At 71.5% G+C, this 18,877-nt stretch carries 16 protein-coding genes; 3 read left to right on the plus strand and 13 right to left on the minus strand.

Going from position 1 to position 18,877, the window contains the following annotated elements; genetic code table 11:
• Positions 1-14: 14 nt before the first annotated feature.
• The 3 genes from aspS to ACWEJ6_RS20300 are packed head-to-tail and all read right to left on the minus strand — an operon-like array spanning position 15 to position 3,684.
• Positions 15-1,751, minus strand: coding sequence for an aspartate--tRNA ligase (gene aspS / locus ACWEJ6_RS20290; protein WP_452425297.1), 1,737 nt, complete (start codon positions 1,749-1,751; stop codon positions 15-17).
• A complete protein-coding gene (gene hisS / locus ACWEJ6_RS20295; RefSeq protein WP_358285769.1) occupies positions 1,748-3,007 on the minus strand; it encodes a histidine--tRNA ligase in 1,260 nt (419 codons plus the stop codon). The genes aspS and hisS overlap by 4 nt, the downstream gene beginning before the upstream one ends.
• Positions 3,007-3,684 (minus strand): MBL fold metallo-hydrolase, encoded by a 678-nt coding sequence (locus tag ACWEJ6_RS20300; RefSeq protein ID WP_364340882.1) that lies wholly within the window; start codon positions 3,682-3,684, stop codon positions 3,007-3,009. The genes hisS and ACWEJ6_RS20300 overlap by 1 nt, the downstream gene beginning before the upstream one ends.
• 123 nt (positions 3,685-3,807) lie before the next feature.
• Between ACWEJ6_RS20300 and ACWEJ6_RS20305 the strand changes: the two genes are divergently transcribed.
• The 3 genes from ACWEJ6_RS20305 (at position 3,808) to ACWEJ6_RS20315 (ending at position 7,116) form a co-directional block, all read left to right on the plus strand.
• Positions 3,808-4,695 carry a peptidylprolyl isomerase gene (locus ACWEJ6_RS20305; RefSeq protein WP_452425299.1) on the plus strand — a complete coding sequence of 296 codons (888 nt, stop codon included), beginning with the start codon at positions 3,808-3,810 and terminating at the stop codon, positions 4,693-4,695.
• Positions 4,696-4,757: 62 nt separating this feature from the next.
• Positions 4,758-5,987: a DUF349 domain-containing protein gene (locus tag ACWEJ6_RS20310; RefSeq protein ID WP_364340886.1), complete on the plus strand. Its 1,230-nt coding sequence runs from the start codon at positions 4,758-4,760 to the stop codon at positions 5,985-5,987.
• A 40-nt stretch (positions 5,988-6,027) separates the two neighbouring features.
• Positions 6,028-7,116, plus strand: a complete 1,089-nt coding sequence (locus ACWEJ6_RS20315; protein WP_452425301.1) for a cupin domain-containing protein — start codon at positions 6,028-6,030, stop codon at positions 7,114-7,116.
• An 11-nt stretch (positions 7,117-7,127) separates the two neighbouring features.
• Here the strand turns inward: ACWEJ6_RS20315 and ACWEJ6_RS20320 are convergent, their stop codons facing one another.
• The 10 genes from ACWEJ6_RS20320 to ACWEJ6_RS20365 form a co-directional block, all read right to left on the minus strand.
• Entirely contained in the window at positions 7,128-9,317 is a 2,190-nt protein-coding gene (locus ACWEJ6_RS20320) for a RelA/SpoT family protein (RefSeq protein WP_352330550.1), read from the minus strand.
• A gap of 172 nt (positions 9,318-9,489) precedes the next feature.
• Positions 9,490-10,008, minus strand: a complete 519-nt coding sequence (locus tag ACWEJ6_RS20325; protein ID WP_358285759.1) for an adenine phosphoribosyltransferase — start codon at positions 10,006-10,008, stop codon at positions 9,490-9,492.
• A 231-nt stretch (positions 10,009-10,239) separates the two neighbouring features.
• Positions 10,240-11,229: a protein translocase subunit SecF gene (gene secF, locus ACWEJ6_RS20330; RefSeq protein WP_352361431.1), complete on the minus strand. Its 990-nt coding sequence runs from the start codon at positions 11,227-11,229 to the stop codon at positions 10,240-10,242.
• A 1-nt stretch (position 11,230) separates the two neighbouring features.
• A complete protein-coding gene (secD, locus tag ACWEJ6_RS20335) occupies positions 11,231-12,979 on the minus strand; it encodes a protein translocase subunit SecD (RefSeq protein WP_452425447.1) in 1,749 nt (582 codons plus the stop codon).
• A 91-nt stretch (positions 12,980-13,070) separates the two neighbouring features.
• Positions 13,071-13,457 (minus strand): preprotein translocase subunit YajC, encoded by a 387-nt coding sequence (gene yajC, locus ACWEJ6_RS20340; RefSeq protein ID WP_397165459.1) that lies wholly within the window; start codon positions 13,455-13,457, stop codon positions 13,071-13,073.
• 212 nt (positions 13,458-13,669) lie between these two features.
• Positions 13,670-14,701, minus strand: a complete 1,032-nt coding sequence (gene ruvB, locus ACWEJ6_RS20345) for a Holliday junction branch migration DNA helicase RuvB (RefSeq protein ID WP_358285751.1) — start codon at positions 14,699-14,701, stop codon at positions 13,670-13,672.
• A 48-nt stretch (positions 14,702-14,749) separates the two neighbouring features.
• Positions 14,750-15,370 (minus strand): Holliday junction branch migration protein RuvA, encoded by a 621-nt coding sequence (ruvA, locus tag ACWEJ6_RS20350; RefSeq protein ID WP_358285749.1) that lies wholly within the window; start codon positions 15,368-15,370, stop codon positions 14,750-14,752.
• A 59-nt stretch (positions 15,371-15,429) separates the two neighbouring features.
• The gene (gene ruvC, locus ACWEJ6_RS20355) at positions 15,430-15,951 is read right to left on the minus strand and encodes a crossover junction endodeoxyribonuclease RuvC (protein ID WP_358285996.1); all 522 of its coding nucleotides are present in this window, start codon (positions 15,949-15,951) and stop codon (positions 15,430-15,432) included.
• 105 nt (positions 15,952-16,056) lie between these two features.
• Positions 16,057-17,208: a GNAT family N-acetyltransferase gene (locus tag ACWEJ6_RS20360; RefSeq protein ID WP_452425305.1), complete on the minus strand. Its 1,152-nt coding sequence runs from the start codon at positions 17,206-17,208 to the stop codon at positions 16,057-16,059.
• A gap of 11 nt (positions 17,209-17,219) precedes the next feature.
• Entirely contained in the window at positions 17,220-18,875 is a 1,656-nt protein-coding gene (locus ACWEJ6_RS20365; protein WP_452425307.1) for a carbohydrate ABC transporter permease, read from the minus strand.
• Between the last annotated feature and the right edge of the window lie 2 nt (positions 18,876-18,877).

Here is an 18,877-nt window from a genome sequence, read left to right on the forward strand (position 1 = left end):
CCGCCGTCGTCGTGTCAGACCTCGGACTTGGGCTGGGCGTCGACGCCCGCCTCCTTGCGCTGGTCGGCCGTGATCGGCGTCGGCGCGCCGGTCAGCGGGTCGAAGCCGGAGGCGGTCTTCGGGAACGCGATCACGTCGCGGATCGAGTCGCCGCCGGACAGCAGCATGCAGATCCGGTCCCAGCCGTAGGCGATGCCGCCGTGCGGGGGCGGGCCGTACTTGAACGCCTCAAGCAGGAAGCCGAACTTGCTCTCGGCCTCCTCCTTGGAGATGCCGAGCACGTCGAAGACCCGCTGCTGCATCTCGGCCCGGTGGATGCGGATCGAGCCGCCGCCGATCTCCATGCCGTTGCAGACCATGTCGTAGGCGTAGGCCAGGGCCTCGGCCGGGTGGTCCTGGAAGTTGTCGGCCCATTCCGGCTTGGGGCCGGTGAACGGGTGGTGCACGGCCGTCCAGCCGCCCTCGCCGTCCTCCTCGAACATGGGGGCGTCGACCACCCACAGGAACGACCACTGCGACTCGTCGATCAGGCCGCAGCGGCGGCCGATCTCCAGGCGGGCCGCGCCCAGCAGGTCGCGGGAGGCCGAGCGGGCGCCGGCGGCGAAGAAGATCGCGTCACCGGGGGCGGCGCCGACCTTGGCGGCCAGGCCGGACAGCTCCTGCTCCGACAGGTTCTTGGCGACCGGGCCGCCGAGCGTGCCGTCCTCCTGGACCAGCACGTAGGCCAGGCCCTTGGCGCCGCGGCTGCGGGCCCACTCCTGCCAGCCGTCGAGCTCCTTGCGGGTCTGCGAGGCGCCGCCCGGCATGACCACCGCGCCGACGTAGTCGGCCTGGAAGACGCGGAAGGAGGTGGCCGAGAAGTAGTCGGTCATCTCGACGAGCTCCTGGCCGAAGCGCAGGTCAGGCTTGTCGGAGCCGTAGCGGGCCATGGCGTCGGCGTAGGTCATGCGCGGCAGCGGCATGGGGATCTCGTAGCCGAGGATCTCCCGCCACAGGCGGCCGACCAGCTTCTCGCCGACCTCGATGACGTCCTCCTGGTCGACGAAGGACATCTCGACGTCGATCTGGGTGAACTCGGGCTGGCGGTCGGCCCGCAGGTCTTCGTCGCGGTAGCACTTGGCGAGCTGGTAGTAGCGCTCCAGGCCGGCGACCTGGAGGAGCTGCTTGAACAGCTGGGGCGACTGCGGCAGGGCGTACCAGTTGCCGGGCTGCAGGCGGACCGGCACCAGGAAGTCGCGCGCGCCCTCGGGGGTCGAGCGGGTCAGCGTCGGGGTCTCGACGTAGACGAAGCCGAGCTCGTGCATCACCTCGTTGGCCAGGTAGGTGGCCTTGGAGCGGGTGCGCATGGCGGCGGCGACCTGCTGGCGGCGGATGTCGAGGTAGCGGTACTTGAGCCGGGCCTCCTCCGACACGCCGACGTTGCCCTCGATGGGGAACGGCAGCGGCGCGGACTCGCTCAGCACCTCGACCCGCTCGGCCACGACCTCGATCGCGCCGGTGGGCAGCTCGGGGTTCTCGTTGCCCTCCGGGCGCACCCTGACCTGGCCGACCACCTGCACGCAGTACTCGGCGCGCAGGTCGTGGGCGTGGTCCTCCTCGCGGAAGACCACCTGCGCCGAGCCGGAGGCGTCGCGCAGGTCGATGAAGACAACGCCGCCGTGGTCACGGCGGCGGGCCACCCATCCTGCGAGCGTCACCTGCTGCCCGGCGTGCTCCTCACGGAGCGACCCGGCCGTATGCGTGCGGATCACTGCACTTTCCCTTTCAAAACGTCGGCGACCTGGGCCAGCGGCACCTGGGTCTGTTCTGCGGTGGTCAGGTCCTTCAGTTGCACGGCCTCGGCCGCGAGGTCTCGCTCGCCCAGGATCAGCGCGAAGCGGGCGCCGGATCTGTCGGCGCCCTTCATCGCTCCCTTGAGCCCCTTGCCGCCGAAGGCCATGTCGGCGCTGACGCCCGCCTCGCGCAGCTCGGAGACGAGCAGGAACATGCGGCGGCGCGCGTCGTCGCCCAGCGGGACACCGTACACCTGGACGCGGCCCGGCGCGGCCTCGCCGAGCAGACCCTCGGACTCCATGGCCAGGTACGTGCGGTCGGCGCCGAGCGCCCAGCCGACGCTGGGCAGCGGCGGGCCGCCCAGCATCTCGCTGAGCCCGTCGTAACGGCCGCCGCCGCCGACGGCCGACTGGGAGCCGAGCCCGCCGTGCACGAACTCGAACGTGGTGCGCGTGTAGTAGTCGAGCCCGCGCACCAGCCGGGGGTCGTCCTCGAAGGCCACGCCCGAGGCGGTCAGCAGCGAGCGGACCTCCTCGTGGTAGGCCTTGCAGGCCGCGCACAGGTGGTCGACGACCAGCGGCGCGCCGGTGAGCTGGGCCTGCACCTCGGGCCGCTTGTCGTCGAGCACCCGCAGCGGGTTGATGTCGATGCGGGCCCTGGTCTCCTCGTCGAGGTCGAGCCCGCGCAGGAAGTCCTGGAGCGCGGCCCGGTAGGCGGGGCGGCAGTTGCGGTCGCCGAGCGAGTTGAGCAGCAGCCTGACCTGGCGCAGGCCGAGCGAGGCGAAGCCGCGCGCGCCGAGCAGGATCAGCTCGGCGTCGAGCGCCGGGTCCTCCGAGCCGAGGGCCTCGGCCCCGACCTGCCAGAAGTGGCGGTAGCGGCCCTTCTGGGCACGCTCGTAGCGGAACTGGCTGCCGGAGTACCACAGCTTGACCGGGAGCTGGCCGTTGTGCAGGTTGTGCTGGAGCACGGCGCGCACGACCGAGGCGGTGCCCTCGGGGCGCAGGGTCAGCGACCTGCCCGCCTTGTCGGGGAAGGTGTACATCTCCTTCGACACCACGTCGGTGGACTCGCCCACGCCGCGCTTGAACAGCTCGGTGTCCTCGAAGACCGGGGTCTCGACGTAGCCGTAGCCCGCCTGCCGCAGCGGCGCGGCCAGTGCCTCGCGCACGGCCAGGATGGCCTCGGAGCTGGGCGGCAGCCAGTCGAAGGTGCCTTTGGGTGCTTGGAAGCTCATTAGATCCCTCGTGTGGGACCGGCCTGCGGCGCCGCTTCCTTCAGGTAAGGGTTGGTGGCGCGCTCGCGGCCGATCGTGGTCTGTGGTCCGTGGCCCGGCAGGACGACCGTATCGTCAGGCAGCGGCAGGCACTTGGTGGCCAGGCTGCTCAGGATGGTCGCGTAGTCGCCGCCGGGAAGATCGGTGCGGCCGATGGAGCCGGCGAACAGCAGGTCGCCCGAGAACATGATCTCGTCGCCGGGCAGCCGGAAGCTCACCGACCCCCTGGTATGGCCCGGGGTGTGGTCGACCACGAGATCGAGGCCCGCCAGGCTGAGCGCGGCGCCGTCGGACAGCTCGCGCACGTCGTCGGGCTCGCTCAGCCTGATGTCGCCGAACAGCGAGACGCCGCCGCCCCAGCCGGCCGAGGGGTCGCTCAGCAGGTGGCGGTCGTCGGGGTGGATCCACGCGGGGACGTCGCGCGCGCCGCAGACGGGGGCGACCGACCACACGTGGTCGAGGTGGCCGTGCGTGAGCAGCACCGCGACCGGCTTGAGCCGGTGCTCGCGCAGCAGCTCGTCGACGCCTTCGGCCGCGTCCTGGCCCGGATCGACGATCACGCACTCCTCGCCGGCCGCGGGCGCGACGACGTAACAATTGGTCTGGAGGGCCCCTGCGGGGAAGCCTGCGATGAGCATCTGCCTCAGGTGATCTCGTCGAAAAGCCAATGGGAATGTAACCGAAGGGTACCGGTGCGGGTCGCCGGGCTGCGAATCATTACCCATTGGCCGATACGATTCGCCCACCTCAGTTGATTGACTATGGGAGGCAAAGCGGTGGCCACGGGCAAGGACCGGCAGAAGCAGCTGGCACGTGAGCACTACGAGCGGCAGATGCAGCGCCGCATCGAGCGCGAGCAGAAGGCCAAGCGCACCGCGATCATCGGCTCCACGGTCGGCGTGGTGGTCGTGGTGGGCGGCATCGTGGCCGCGGTCGCGCTGCTCGGCGGCGGCGACTCGACGACCGAGGCGTCCGCCTCGCCCTCGGCCTCGGCCCCGCAGGACACCGCGTCGGCCGCGGCCAGCACGGGGCCGAAGCCGTACAACGCGGCGACCGGCACCTGCGACTACGTCAAGGAGGCCGCCGGCGGCCAGGTCAAGGACGTCGGCATGCCGCCGGCCAAGGTCAAGCCCGAGCCGGCCAAGAAGACGATGACGCTCGCCACGAACCTGGGCGACATCGTGGTCGAGCTCGACAACGCCAAGGCGCCGTGCACGACCAACTCGCTGGCCTTCCTGGCGAGCAAGAAGTTCTACGACGGCAGCAAGTGCCACCGGCTCGGCAGCGACAAGTTCCCCATGCTGCAGTGCGGCGACCCGACGGCCAAGGCCGACGGCAAGAGCCAGGACGGGGCGGGCGGCCCGGGCTACGTGATGGCCGAGGAGAACCTCCAGGGGGCCACGTACAAGCGCGGCACGGTGGCGATGGCGAAGACCTCGGCGCCGGGCAGCACGGGGAGCCAGTTCTTCCTCGTTTACGGCGATCTCGGACTCACCCCGGATTACACGCCGGTGGGTACGATCACCAAGGGGCTCGACATCCTGGACAAGGTGAACAAAGCGGGCGTCATCGCTGACATGGGAGATGGGACCGGAGCACCGAAGCAAACCCTCGAAATCAAAGACGTGACAATCGCCGGCAAGAGCTGACGTAATACAAACTAGGGACGAAGTAGTCCCGAAGGGTCTGATGGATAGTGCGGGAGGACACGGTGAGCACCGACCCGTGGGGCCGGGTAGACGACGACGGCACCGTCTACGTGCGTACGGCTGAGGGAGAGCGGGCCGTCGGCTCCTGGCAGGCCGGTGAACCCGAAGAGGCACTGGCCTACTTCCATCGCAAGTACGACGAGCTGTCCGGCCAGGTACAGCTCCTCGAACAGCGGGTCAAGGGCACCGACCTGGCGCCCGCGCAGGCCGAGGCGAGCATCGCCAAGCTGCGCGAGGCCGTCGCCGACGCCCACGCCGTGGGCGACCTGGCGGCGCTGACGGCCCGCCTCGACGGGCTGACCGAGCTGGTCGGCCATCGCCGCGAGGAGGTCAAGGCCGCCCGCGACCAGGCGCGCGCCGAGGCCAGGGCGGTCAAGGAGCGCATCGTCGCCGAGGCCGAGCGCATCGCCGACGAGACCACCCACTGGAAGTCGGGCGGCGAACGGCTGCGCCAGCTCGTGGAGGAGTGGAAGGCCGCCGACCGGATCGACCGGGTCACCGAGGCCGCGCTGTGGAAGCGGCTGTCGGCCGCCCGCACCGCCTTCGCCAAGCGCCGCAAGCAGTACTTCGCGGGCCTGGACGAGCAGCGCGAGGGCGTCCGCTCGGCCAAGGAGCGCATCGTCGCCGAGGCCGAGGCCATCGCCGGCTCCACCGACTGGGGCACGACCGCGGCGATCTACCGCGAGCTGATGCAGCAGTGGAAGACCGCCGGGCGCGCCTCGCGCGAGGCCGAGGACGAGCTGTGGGGCCGCTTCAAGGCCGCCCAGGACCAGTTCTTCCAGGCCCGTTCAGCGGTCTTCGCCGAGCGCGACGCCTCGCTGGCGGCCAACGCCGAGGTCAAGGAGGAGCTGCTGGCCGAGGCCGAGAAGATCCTCCCGGTCACCGACGCGCGCACGGCCAGGGCGGCGCTGCGGCACGTCCTGGAGCGCTGGGAGGCCGCCGGACCGGTGCCGCGCGAGCAGCGCGACCGGCTCGAAGGCGGGCTGCGCAAGGTCGACGAGGCCGTGCGCAAGGCCGAGGACGCCGAGTGGAAGCGGTCCAACCCCGAGGCCAGGGCCCGCGCCCAGAGCACGGTCGACCAGCTGCGCGCCTCCATCGAGCAGCTGGAGAAGCGGCTGTCGAAGGCGCAGGCCGCCGGCCGGGCCAAGGACGTCAAGGAGGCCGAGGAGGCGCTGGTCGCCCGCCGTTCGTGGCTGGAGGAGGCCGAGCGCACGCTGACCGAGTTCAGCTGAACCGATCTTCGGGAGGCGGCCGGGGTCCTACGCTGACGGCATGGACCCCGTCAGCGTCGCGCGCGCCCTCGTCGACGAGCTGTTCCCCGGCGCCCTGTACGCCTTCGTCGGCGGCAGCGTGCTCACCGAGCGCCGCACCAGCACCTCCGACCTCGACGTCGTGGTGGTGCTCGACGGGCTGGCCGTGCCCTACCGCGAGTCCCTGCGCTGGCACGGCTGGCCCGTCGAGCTGTACGTCCACAGCGAGACCAGCCTCGACGCCTACGTCGACCGCGACCTGGCCGAGCGCAAGCCGGGCGTGGCCCGCATGTGCGCCGACGGCGCGGTGCTGGTCGACCGCACCGGCGGCCGGGCCAGCGACCTTCAGGCGGCGCTCGGCGACCGGCTGGCCGCCGGTCCCGGCGGCCTGGCCGCCGCCCGCGCCGACCAGGCCCGGTACGCCCTGTCCGACCTGCTCGACGACCTGGCCGGCGCGACCGACCCCGGCGAGCAGCTGTTCATCCGCTGGCAGGTGGTCCAGGAGACCGCCAGGCTGGCCCTCGACGTGGGCGGCAGGTGGCGGGGCAACGGCAAGTGGCTGCTGCGCGAGCTGCGCGGGCACGACCCGGCGCTGGCCGACGAGCTGCTGGCGGCCCATTCCGACCCGGAGCTGCTGACCTCGGTGGCCTCAGGCGTCCTGGAACGGGCCGGAGGGCGCCTGTGGGAGGGCTACCGGGCCGAGGGCGACCCCTTCCACCTCCCGCTGCGTCACATCGCCTCAGACGCGCTGTCGGGCGACACGGCGCAGAGCGCCGGGATGCGCAGGCTGGCCGCCGTCAGCGGGGTCACGGCCGGCTCCTCGGCCCTGTGGATGGGCCAGACGCACGTCGCGCCCGCCACCCGCTCCTCCGACCACCACCACGGCGCCTCCGAGACCGCCATCTACGTCGTCAGCGGCACGCCGCGCTTCGTCTTCCTCCAGGACGGCCGCGAGCGGCGCATCGAGGCGGCCCCCGGCGACTACGTGTACGTGCCGCCCTACACCCCGCACCGCGAGGAGAACCCCGACCCCGAGCGGGAGGCCGTCGTGGTGATCGCGCGCAGCACGCAGGAGGCCATCGTGGTCAACCTGCCGGACCTGAAGGGCTGACCCGCGGCCGCTCAGCTGCCGGCGCCGCTCACCCGGTAGACGTCGAAGACGCCCTGGATGCTGCGCACGGCCTTGAGCACGTGGCCCAGGTGTTTCGGGTCGCCCATCTCGAAGGTGAACTTGCTGATCGCCACCCGGTCGCGCGAGGTCGTCACGGACGCGCTGAGGATGTTGACGTGCTGGTCGGACAGGGTGCGCGTGACATCGGACAGCAGGCGCGGCCGGTCGAGGGCCTCGACCTGGATGGCCACCAGGAACACGCTGTCGTCGCCGGGCGACCAGCTCACCTCGACCAGCCGGTCGGGCTGCTCCCTGAGCTGCTGGACGTTGGTGCAGTCGGCGCGGTGCACGGACACGCCGTGGCCGCGGGTGACGAAGCCGACGATCTCGTCGCCGGGCACCGGCGTGCAGCACTTGGACAGGCGCACCCACACGTCGGCGTCGCCCGCCACGACCACGCCCGCGCCGCCGCCGCGCGGACGGCCGCGCAGCCGAGTCGGCAGGGACGTCTCGGCGATGTCCTCCTCGGCGCTCTCCACACCGCCGATCGAGGCCACGAGCTTCTGCACGACCGCCTGCGCGGCGATGTGCCCCTCCCCCACGGCCGCGTAGAGCGCCGAGACGTCGGGGTAGCGCAGGTCGCGGGCGAGCGCCAGCAGCGCCTCGCCGGACATCAGGCGCTGCAGCGGCAGGCCCTGCTTGCGCATGGCGCGGCCGATGGCCTCCTTGCCCGCCTCGATCGCGGTCTCGCGGCGCTCCTTGGAGAACCACTGCCGGATCTTGTTGCGGGCCCGGCCGGACTTGACGAACTTCAGCCAGTCGCGCGACGGACCGGCGTCGGGCGACTTGGAGGTGAAGATCTCGACCGTGTCGCCGTTGCCGAGCCGCGACTCCAGCGGCACCAGCCGCCCGTTGACGCGCGCGCCGATGCAGCGATGGCCGACCTCGGTGTGGACGGCGTAGGCGAAGTCGACCGGCGTGCCGCCCTCGGGCAGGGCGATGACCTGGCCCTTCGGGGTGAACACGTAGACCTCGGAGACCGACAGGTCGAAGCGCAGCGACTCCAGGAACTCGCCCGGGTCGGAGGTCTCCTTCTGCCAGTCGAGGAGCTGGCGCAGCCAGGCCATGTCGCTGCCCGGCTTGACCTTGCCGGTGGGCCCCGGCGCGCCGACCTCCTCCTTGTACTTCCAGTGGGCGGCCACGCCGTACTCGGCCCTGTGGTGCATCGCGTGGGTGCGGATCTGCAGCTCGACCGGCTTGCCCTCGGGACCGATCACCGTGGTGTGCAGCGACTGGTACATGTTGAACTTGGGCATCGCGATGTAGTCCTTGAACCGGCCGGGGACCGGGTTCCAGCGCGCGTGGATCGTGCCCAGCGCCGCGTAGCAGTCGCGCACGCTGTCGACCAGGACCCGGATGCCCACCAGGTCGTAGATGTCGTCGAAGGCGACGTCGCGGGCGATCATCTTCTGGTAGACGGAGTAGTAGTGCTTGGGCCGGCCCTTGACCACCGCGCGGATCTTGGCCTCGCGCAGGTCGCCGGAGACCTTCTCGATGACCTCCTGCAGGAACAGGTCGCGCCGCGGCGCGCGCTCGGACACCATGCGCGCGATCTCGTCGTAGCGCTTGGGGTAGAGCATGGCGAACGCGAGGTCCTCCAGCTCCCACTTGATCGTGTTCATGCCGAGCCGGTGGGCCAGCGGCGCGAAGATCTCCAGCGTCTCGCGGGACTTCTGGTGGCGCTTGTGCTCGGGCAGGTAGCGCATGGTGCGCATGTTGTGCAGCCGATCGGCGAGCTTGATGATCAGCACGCGGATGTCGCGCGACATCGCCACGACCATCTTGCGCACGGTCTCGGCCTGCGCCGCGTCGCCGAACTTGACCTTGTCGAGCTTGGTGACGCCGTCGACCAGCGAGCCGATCGTGTCGCCGAAGTCGGCGCGCAGCTCGTCGAGGCTGTAGGCGGTGTCCTCGACGGTGTCGTGCAGCAGCGCGGCGCACAACGTCTCGTCGTCGGTGCCCAGCTCGGCCAGGATCGTCGCGACGGCGAGCGGGTGGGTGATGTACGGGTCGCCCGACTTCCGCTTCTGGTCGCGGTGGTGGTAGGCGGCCATGTCGTAGGCGCGTTCGATCAGGCGCAGATCGGCCTTGGGATGGGTGGCCCGGACCGTGCGGAACAGCGGCTCCAGCACCGGATTCATGGCCCCACCCCCAAACCGCCGTCGACGCACCGCAGGAACGCCGGGCGCGTCGGCATTACCAGCGTCGGTTACGTCGGGCGCGACCACATCACGGGGCACTCAGACTCCTCACGATCGAGTCCAGATCTCCCCAGTGTATCCAGGCTGGGAACCCGGACTCGCTCGGGCCGTCTCAGACGATCACCAGGGAGTGCAGGTCGACGGCCGGCAGACGCTCGCGCCCCTTGAGAAAAGCCAGCTCCATCAGCACCGCGATGCCGACCACGTGCGCGCCCGCCCGCTCGACGAGCTCGATGGTGGCCTTGGCCGTGCCGCCGGTCGCCAGCACGTCGTCGACGATGAGCACCCGGTCGCCGGGCGCGAAGGCGTCGCGGTGCACCTCGATGGTGGCCGAGCCGTACTCCAGGTCGTAGGACTCCTCCAGCGTCGCGGCCGGCAGCTTGCCCTTCTTGCGCACCGGGACGAACCCGGCCGCCGCCCGGTAGGCCACCGGCGCCGCCAGGATGAAGCCCCTGGCCTCGATGCCGACGATCTTGTCCACCTCGGTGAGGCCGGCCAGCTCCTCCACCACGGCCGCCATCGCGACGGGGTCGCCGAGCAGCGGGGTGATGTCCTTGAACAGCACGCCGGGCTTGGGATAGTCGGGGACGTCCCTGATCCGGTCCAGGATCAACTGGCTGAGCTCGCTCATCGTGCTTCCATCGCCTTCCTCGTGGGTGCCGCGCTCCATGATGGCCTACTCCGGACCCTCCTCGGACCGCGCGACGCCCTGGACGGCCTGTGACGGGCCTCAGACGCCCGCCGGGAACGAGCCCGCCCCCGTGGTGCCCCGGGACCCCATCCGGCGCCGAACGGCCCCCCTGAACGCGACGGCGCCCCCGCCCTGACGGACGGGGGCGCCGGGACGAGCCACGGACGGGGCTCAGCCCTTCGCTACGGCTGCGCTTTTGGAACCCTTCGCCCCCTTGCCGGTGGTGGAGGCGAGCCGGCGCGCGATGGCCTGGTACTTCGGCTCCCGCTCCTTGAGCGTCACCAGCATCGGCGTGGCCACGCACAGGGACGAGTAGGTGCCGACGATCATGCCGACGAACAGGGCCAGCGACAGGTCCTTCAGCGTGCCCGCGCCGAGCAGCGTGGTGCCGATGAACAGGATCGCCGCCACCGGCAGGATCGCGACCAGCGAGGTGTTCAGCGACCGGATCAGCGTGTGGTTGAGCGCGTTGTTGGCCGCCATCGAGTACGTCATCTTGGAGGTCGTGCCCAGCTTGGCCGTGACCTCCTTGATCATGTCGAACACCACGACCGCGTCGTAGAGCGAGTAACCGAGGATGGTCAGGAAGCCCAGCAGCGTCGCCGGCGTGACCTCGAAGCCCGACCAGGCGTACACGCCGGCGGTGATGACGAGGTCGTGGATGAGCGCGACGATCGCCGACAACGCCATCTTCGGCTCGAACGCCATCGACAGGTACAGGATGATCGCCAGCATGAAGACGCCCAGGCCGATCCAGGCCTTCTGGGAGACCTCACCGCCCCAGGAGGCGCCGATCGACTGGACGCTGACGTCCTTGACCGGGACCTTGTACTCCTTGGCGATCGTCGTCTGCATCTGGTTGAGCGTCGACTCCGTCAGGGTCTCGGTGGTGACCCGCCAGTTGTCGCGGGCCCGCTGCACGATCACCTGGTGGGCGCCCTGCGTGCGGAAGTCCTCGCGGACCTCCTCGACGGTGCCGCTGCTGGCCGGGAACGTGAAGACCGTTCCGCCCTTGAACTCGACGCCCAGGTTGAGCCCGTTGAACAGGATGCCGGCCAGGGAGACGGCCAGCAGCAGGCCGGACAGGCTGTACCAGAGCCTCCACTTGCCGACGAAGTCGACATCGATCTCGCCGCGGTAGAGGCGACGCCCCAGTCCCATCTCAGGCCTCCTGCGGAGTGGTCGTGGCGGCCGGCTCGGTGCTCATGCGCTCTGCGTCGAGGCCGGACAGCGGGTGGCCCTTGGCGAAGAACTTCAGCCTCGCCAGCAGGGCGATGAACGGCTTGGTGAACATGAACACCACCACGATGTCGATCAGCGTGGTCAGGCCCATCGCGAAGGCGAACCCGGCCACACCGCCCACCGCCAGGAAGTACAGCACGATGGCGGCGATGAACATGACGGCGTCGGCGATCAGGATCGTGCGCCGGGCACGGACCCAGGCCACCTCGACGGCCGCGCGAAGCGTCCGCCGGCCTTCCTTCATCTCATCACGTATGCGTTCGAAGTACACGATGAAGGAGTCGGCGGTGATGCCGATCGAGACCACCAGGCCGATGATGTGCGGCAGCGAGAGCCGGAAGCCCGCGTTGTGGCCGAGCACGACCACCGCCGTGTACGTCAGGATCGAGGCCACGACGAGGCTCAGCACCGCGACGATGCCGAGGCCGCGGTAGTACAGCAGCGAGTAGATGACCACCAGGCCGAGGCCGATGATGCCGGCGATCAGGCCGCCTTCGAGCTGGTCGGCGCCGAGCGTCGAGGACACGGTGTCGATCGAGCTGCGCTGGAACTTCAGCGGGAGGGCGCCGTACTTGAGCTGGTCGGCCAGGTTGGTGGCGCTGACCTGGTCGAAGCCGCCGGTGATCTCGGCGCGGCCGCCGGGGATCGGGCTGATGATGTTGGGGGCCGTGATGACCACGCCGTCGAGGACGACCGCCACCTTGTTGCGCGGCTCCTGGGCGTTGTAGGCGGTGGTGGTGAGCTTGCTCCACTCGCCCGCGCCCTTGCTCTTGAAGTCGAGCTGGACGATCCACTCCACGGTGCCCTGGCGCACGCCGGCCGAGGCGGTGTCGATGTCGGTGCCGACGACCTTGGCGACGTCGAGGACGTACTTGTAGCTGCCGTCGGTCTCGCAGGCCGCGTACTGCTTGTTCGGGTCGTCCTGGACGCCCTGGCCGCGGTTCTTGGGGTCGGAGCAGTCGAGCTTGTGGAACTGCTGCAGCACCGCGGGATCGATGCCCTGCGTGTTGATGCCGGCGTTGGGGTCCTGGTTCGGCTGCGTGGGCGGCGTGCTCGGCGACGGCGTCGGCGTGGCGTTCCTGCCCTTGGTGTTCTGCTTCTGACCCGTCTGGTTCTGGGTCGTCTGGCCGCGGCCGGTCTGCGTGGCCTCGGGCGTGGCGCCCGGCGTCGGCGCGGTCAGCGCGGACGACAGCGCCTTGCCCGTCGGGGACGCGCTCGGCGTGGTCGCCGACTGCGTGCCGGACGGCTTGCCCGACGGCCTGGCGGTCGAGGACGGCTTGGCAGACGGCGAGGCGCCCGGCGTGGGCGCCTCGGTGGTCAGGTTCTGCGGGACCTGCGTGGCCTCCATGGCGAGCACCTGGCGGAAGCGCAGCTCCGCCGTGGTGGCGACCAGCTTGATGGCCTCGCTCTGTCCGACGCCCGGGATGGAGATGATGATGTTGTCGCCGGACTTGGCGACCTCCGCGTCGGAGATGCCGGTGCCGTTGACCCGGTCGCGGATGATGTTGACCGCGCGGTCGAGGATCTCTTCAGGCGGAGACTGACCGGACTGGGTCACGGGTGACAACGTCACCGTCGTTCCGCCGGCGAGGTCGAGTCCCAGCTTCGGCGTGAACGCCTTCTGCAGGAACATCGTCCCGCCCAGGGCGAGGATGAGCGCCAGCAGCACCAAGAGCGTGCGCCCTGGTCGGCTGTGGCGGCTGGTCGGTCGGGCCACTGGTCGTCGATTCTCTCAGATAGGGGTTTGTCGCAGAGCTTAGTCAGGACTGCTTGCTGCTGGAGCCCTGATCGCCGTTGGGCTCGACGGTCGTGTCGGACTCCTTGGCGTCACCGTCGGCCACGTCGGTCACGACCGGCTCGTCGGCCACCACCGGAGCGTCACCGGGCTGGACCACCCGGCCGATGGCCGCCTTGACCCAGCGCGTCTCGATGCCGGGCGCGACCTCCAGCACGACGTCCTCGTTGTCCACCGCGACGACCGTGGCGAACAGGCCGGTCGTGGTCATGACGCGGGCGCCCGGGGTCAAGGAGTTCTGCATCTGCTGCGCTTCCTGCTGGCGCTTGCGCTGCGGACGGATCAGCAGGAAGTAGAACACCACCACCAGAAGGATCAGCGGCAGGATGCTTCCGAGTTGTCCCATGTCCATAGGGGCGACCTTCCATAGTCGTTCAAGAATTTGACACCGGCCTCGCGCCGGAAATTCCGTTGCGTAGCTCTCGGGCCGCGCCGCTCAGCCCGTCAGCCTACACAGCCAGCCAAGGCACGGAGTGTAGGCGGTTGTTATGAAACGCGGCAACGAGGCAGCGATTCGGCGCGCGGGGAAGTTCCCGATTTGAAATGGTTGCAACCGTTTCGTGATCACGGTGAAACGGCGGCCCCGAAAGCGTCCGGCGGTGGTGTCATACCCAGGTGTGTCCAGGCGGAAGCGGTCGCGACCCGGCCGCGCGGGGTCCTGGCCAGCAGCCCCTGCCGCACGAGGAACGGCTCGGCCACCACTTCGACGGTCTCGGGCTCCTCCCCCACGGCCACGGCGAGCGTGGAGAGACCGACGGGACCGCCGCCGAACTTGCGCAGCAGCACCCCGAGCACCGCCCGGTCGAGCCGGTCGAGCCCTTCGGCGTCGACTTCGTAAAGATTGAGCGCGGCCGAGGCAATGTCTCGATCGATCACTCCGTCGGCGCGCACGTCGGCGAAGTCGCGGACGCGGCGCAGCAGCCGGTTGGCGATGCGGGGCGTGCCGCGCGACCGCCGGGCGATCTCGTGGGCGCCCTCCTCGGGCAGGACGACGCCGAGCAGCCGCGCCGACCGGTGGAGCACCTGCTCCAGCTCGCCGACCTCGTAGAAGTCCATGTGGGCGGTGAACCCGAACCGGTCGCGCAGCGGCGCCGGCAGCAGGCCGGCCCGCGTGGTGGCGCCGACCAGCGTGAACGGCGCGATGTCGAGCGGGATCGCGGTCGCGCCCGGCCCCTTGCCCACGACGATGTCGACCCGGAAGTCCTCCATGGCCAGGTAGAGCATCTCCTCGGCGGGCCTGGCCATGCGGTGGATCTCGTCGATGAACAGCACCTCGCCCTCCGTCAGCGTGGACAGGATGGCGGCGAGGTCGCCGGCCCGCTCCAGGGCGGGGCCGGAGGTGATGCGGAGCGGCATGTTGAGCTCGGCCGCGATGATCATGGCCAGGGTGGTCTTGCCCAGGCCGGGTGACCCGCTCATCAGCACGTGGTCGGGCGGACGCTGCCGGCGCATGGCGCTCTCCAGCACCAGGGACAGCTGCTCGCGCACCCGGCCCTGGCCGATGAACTCGCCCAGCCGCTTGGGCCGCAGCGCCGCCTCGATCTGCAGCTCGTCGCCGCCGGCGTCGGCGGAGACCAGCTCGCGCTCATAGTCCATGGCCACCGCTCCTTCCCGCGCGCCGGGACGTCGTCTCGGACTTCATGATCATCGTACGCTGAGCGACCGGAGCGCGGCCTTCAGCAGCGCGGCCACCTGCGGCTGGCGCCCGGCGGCGAGGTCGGCCTCGGCCTCGGGCGCGACCCCGGCCACCGCCTCGTCGGCGTCCTTGCTCGAATAGCCCAGGCCCACCAGGCCGGAGTGCACCTGCTCGCGCCACAGGGCGGCCCGCCGCTCCCCGCCGATCGCCGCGTTGACGGCCTCCTCGGGGGTGCCGAGCCGGTCCTTCAGCTCCAGGACGATGCGCTGGGCGCCCTTCTGCCCGATGCCCGGCACCCGCGTGAGTGCCTTGAGGTCGGCGGCGGCCACGGCCACCCGCAGCGCGTTGGGGGTGTGGACGGCGAGCATCGCCAGCGCCAGCTTGGGGCCGACGCCGCTGGCGGTCTGGAGCATCTCGAAGACGGCCCGCTCGTCGTCGCCGGCGAAGCCGTAGAGGGTCAGCGACTCCTCGCGCACCACCAGCGAGGTGGCCAGCCTGGCCTGCTCGCCCACGCGCAGCGTGGCCAGCGTGCCGGGGGTGCAGTGGGCGAGGATGCCGACGCCCCCGACCTCGATCACGGCTCCGTCGGGCGCGACCGACGCCACCCTGCCCGCCACCGACGCGATCACGACTCGATCTCCTTCTCCACGAACTCCACGAAACGGCCGGCCCGCGCTTGCCGCACGGGTCAGCGCCCCTTGCCGGCGCGGGCCATGGCCTCGGCCAGCCGGTGCTGGGCGCCGCCGCGCCAGATGTGGCAGATGGCCAGGGCCAGCGCGTCGGCGGCGTCGGCCGGCTTGGGCATCTCGGCCAGCCGCAGCAGCCGAGTGATCATCGTGCCGACCTGCTTCTTGTCGGCCGTGCCGCTGCCGGTGACGGCGGCCTTGACCTCCGAGGGCGTGTGCAGCGCGACCGGCAGCCCACGCCGGGCCGCGCACAGCACGGCGATCCCGGCCGCCTGCGCGGTGCCCATGACCGTGCGGACGTTGTGCTGGGCGAAGACCCGCTCCACGGCCACCGCGTCGGGACGGACCTCGTCGAGCCACCGCTCGATGCCCGCCTCGATGCCGACCAGCCGGGTGCCGAGCTCCTCGTCGGACCCCGTGCGCACCACCCCGACGGCCACCAGCGACAGCGGCGCGCCCGGCCGGCCCTCGACCGCGCCCAGGCCGCACCGGGTCAGCCCCGGATCGACGCCCATCACCCGCACCGGCTTGCCTCCCGCGCCGCCGAACATCTGTTCGGCACGAGACTCTACCCCGGCTGAGCTGGCCGCGCACCGTGAATCGCCCGCCGCGAACGGCGGGCAGGCCCGTCAGAAGTAGTCGAGCATGTACGGCTTGGCGGCGAAGGCCGTGTCGAGCAGCTCGTCGTGACGGTCGTCGCCGGACATCAGGCCGGTCCTGCGCAGCGTCGCGGTGGGCACGCCCGCGTAAAGGGCGGAGAAGCCGCCCACGCTCAGCGCCGCGCCCTCGCCGTCGGCCGGGGTGGCCGGGACGGCCGTGCCGGAGCCGCCGGAGAACTCCAGCCGGAAGGAGCCGCCGCCGCGCAGCGGGTCGTCCACGGAGACCACGGCCCCGCCCGTGACGGCGGCGGGGAAACCCCTGCGCGCCACGGCCGCGGCCACGTCGAGCACCCTGAACATCCAGCGCACCTGCGTGACGCGGTCGGTGGAGCGCTCGCCGAGCAGCCACAGCACCGGGTCGTCGGGGGCGACCGGCGCGGTGACCTTCCTGGCGATGGACGACGAGCTGCCCACCATCGACCACAGCGCCCTGGCCGTCTCCCCGGACCCGGCGACCAGGTTCTCGACGTGCATGTCGTCGCCGTTCCAGCGGTAGACGAGATAGCCGTCGGGGGCCAGGTAGAGGAAGTCGTCCTCGTTGGACAGCCAGACGCGCCAGGCGTTCTCGTCCCAGGCGACGGGGCCGCTGGAGCGGGCCGCCTCGTGCGTGCGGTGGAGCAGGGAGACGACCTCGGCGGCGTCGGCGGGGCCCATCCTGCGCAGCTTGACCTCGCCGGACGGCCTGATGCGGCGCAGCGACTCGGCGGGCAGCGTGATCATGTGCCGGGCTCCGGCGTGCTCGTAGCCGAGCGAGCGGTACAGGGGCGTGGTGGCCGGGTAGAGCGCCGAGACGGCGTCGCCGTGGGCGGCGGCGCGGTCGATGACGGCGCGCATGATGGCGGTGCCGACGCCGTGGCCGCGGTCCTCCGGGTTGACGGTGACCCCCGCGACGCCGGCCATGGCCTGCGGACGGCCGTACCACCATTGGGTGAAGCCGCGCAGCCGGGCCGAGGCGGCGAGCCTGCCGCCCTCGAACGCGCCCAGGTAGCGGCCCTCGCCGAGCGTGGGCGTCACGGTGCGGCGCCACCGCTCGGCCTCCGCGCCGGAGATCGGGCCGAAGGAACGTTTACGCAGGTCGAGAACGTCGTCGAGGTCGTCAGGGGTGAGATCGCGAATTTCCACAACCACTCAACCTACGGGCTGGTACGGGCGGGTCGCGATCCGATTACGCTGACGGCGAGCCTGTCGAGATACCGCAGCTGGGCGGCCACGACGGCGGCCAGCGCGACCACGACGACGACCAGCGGGGTGCTCGCGCCGACGTCGGGGACGCCGTGGAAGCCGCCGAGCCGGCCCATCTGCGCGACGGGCACGGTGAACAGCTCCGGGCTCTGGGCCACCAGCAGCGGCCAGAGCACGTCCTGGGCGTTGACCAGCGTGACGGCGCCGGCCAGCACGCCCGCCATCGGCAGGGACGGCAGCAGGACGCCGCCGAAGAAGTCCCGGTCGTTCCGCTCGGCCAGCCCCTTGCACAGCAGCGTCAGCACCAGCAGCGCCGGGACGCTGACCAGCAGCGGCGGGAACAGGGCGAAGAAGGTGTCCACGAGCCGCAGGTTGCGCATGTTCTGCCAGTCGGCCACGCCGAGGGGGCCGGTGCCGACGAACAGCCAGGGGGCGAACGGCAGCAGCAGCCACTCGCTGCGCGCGCCCAGGGGACGCAGGCCGCCGATGCCGAGGGCGGCCAGGTAGGCCACGCCGACCGACACCAGCGCGCCGGCCACGGCGGGGACCCAGGTGTTGACCTGCGCGCGCAGCCCGCCGGACGCGGCGCCGTCGCCGCCCGCGAGCACGCCGGAGATCCACGGCCAGGCGCAGACCAGCCCGACGGCCACCACCAGCACCAGCGCGACGGCCCCGGCGACGACACCGCCTCCGGCCCGCGCCCGCCCGGAATCCGAGCCGGGGAACGCTCCACGCCGAGCACGCTTGGGGAGCACGGTGACACGGAGGCGGGCGGCCACGGCGACGACCACCGCGACGACGCCGAGCACGCCGAGAAGCACGCCCGTCAGGGCCGCGACGGCCGCGCCAGGGCCGAACTGGGCCATTCTGAAGGCGAAGTCGTACTGGAGGCCCGCGAGGGTCTGTGTGGCGCGCTCAGGGCCTCCCCGGGTGAGCGCCATGCCGATCGAGAACGCCTGCGCCCCGACGGCGACGGTCGCCAGCGCCACCAGCACCGCCACCACGACCGTGGCGCGCCCGGCGGTGCCGCCGCGCAGCGCGGGCAGGAACGCCGTCAGCGCCAGCGCGCACACCACCCCGAAGGTGGCGGCCACGACGATGAGCCGCAGCGTCCCCGGGGCCGTGGCGGGGTCGCGCAGTCCCTCGGCCAGCGTGGCGATGCCCGGACCGTCGGGCGACGTCCCCCGCAGCCAGGCCGCCGCCACGCCGATCGGCGAGAACGTGACGATCGCCAGCGAGGACACGACCAGGCCCGCGCGCCGCGGCAGGGCGCCGCCCCGGTCGAGCGCCAGGGCGAGCAGCGGCCCCACGACCACGGCCACCAGCAGCGGCCCCACGGTCAGCGAGAGCGTGAAGCCGAGCGCCCGCCAGAACTCCTCGCCGCCCAGCACCTTGCCGTAGTTGTCCAGGCCCACGAACCTGCTCGGCTGCAGCACGCCGCCGCTGTGCAGGCTGAGCACGATCGTCTGGACCGTCGGCAGGACCAGCGTGATCAGGGTGCCGAGCAGCGCGGGCACGGCCAGCAGCCAGCCCAGCGCGCGGTAGGACGCCGGGGGCCGGGCGGCCGGGGGCACGGGGACAGGAGTCGGTGGGATGGGGGAATTCACGT

This window comes from Nonomuraea sp. NPDC004702 (genome assembly GCF_053601695.1).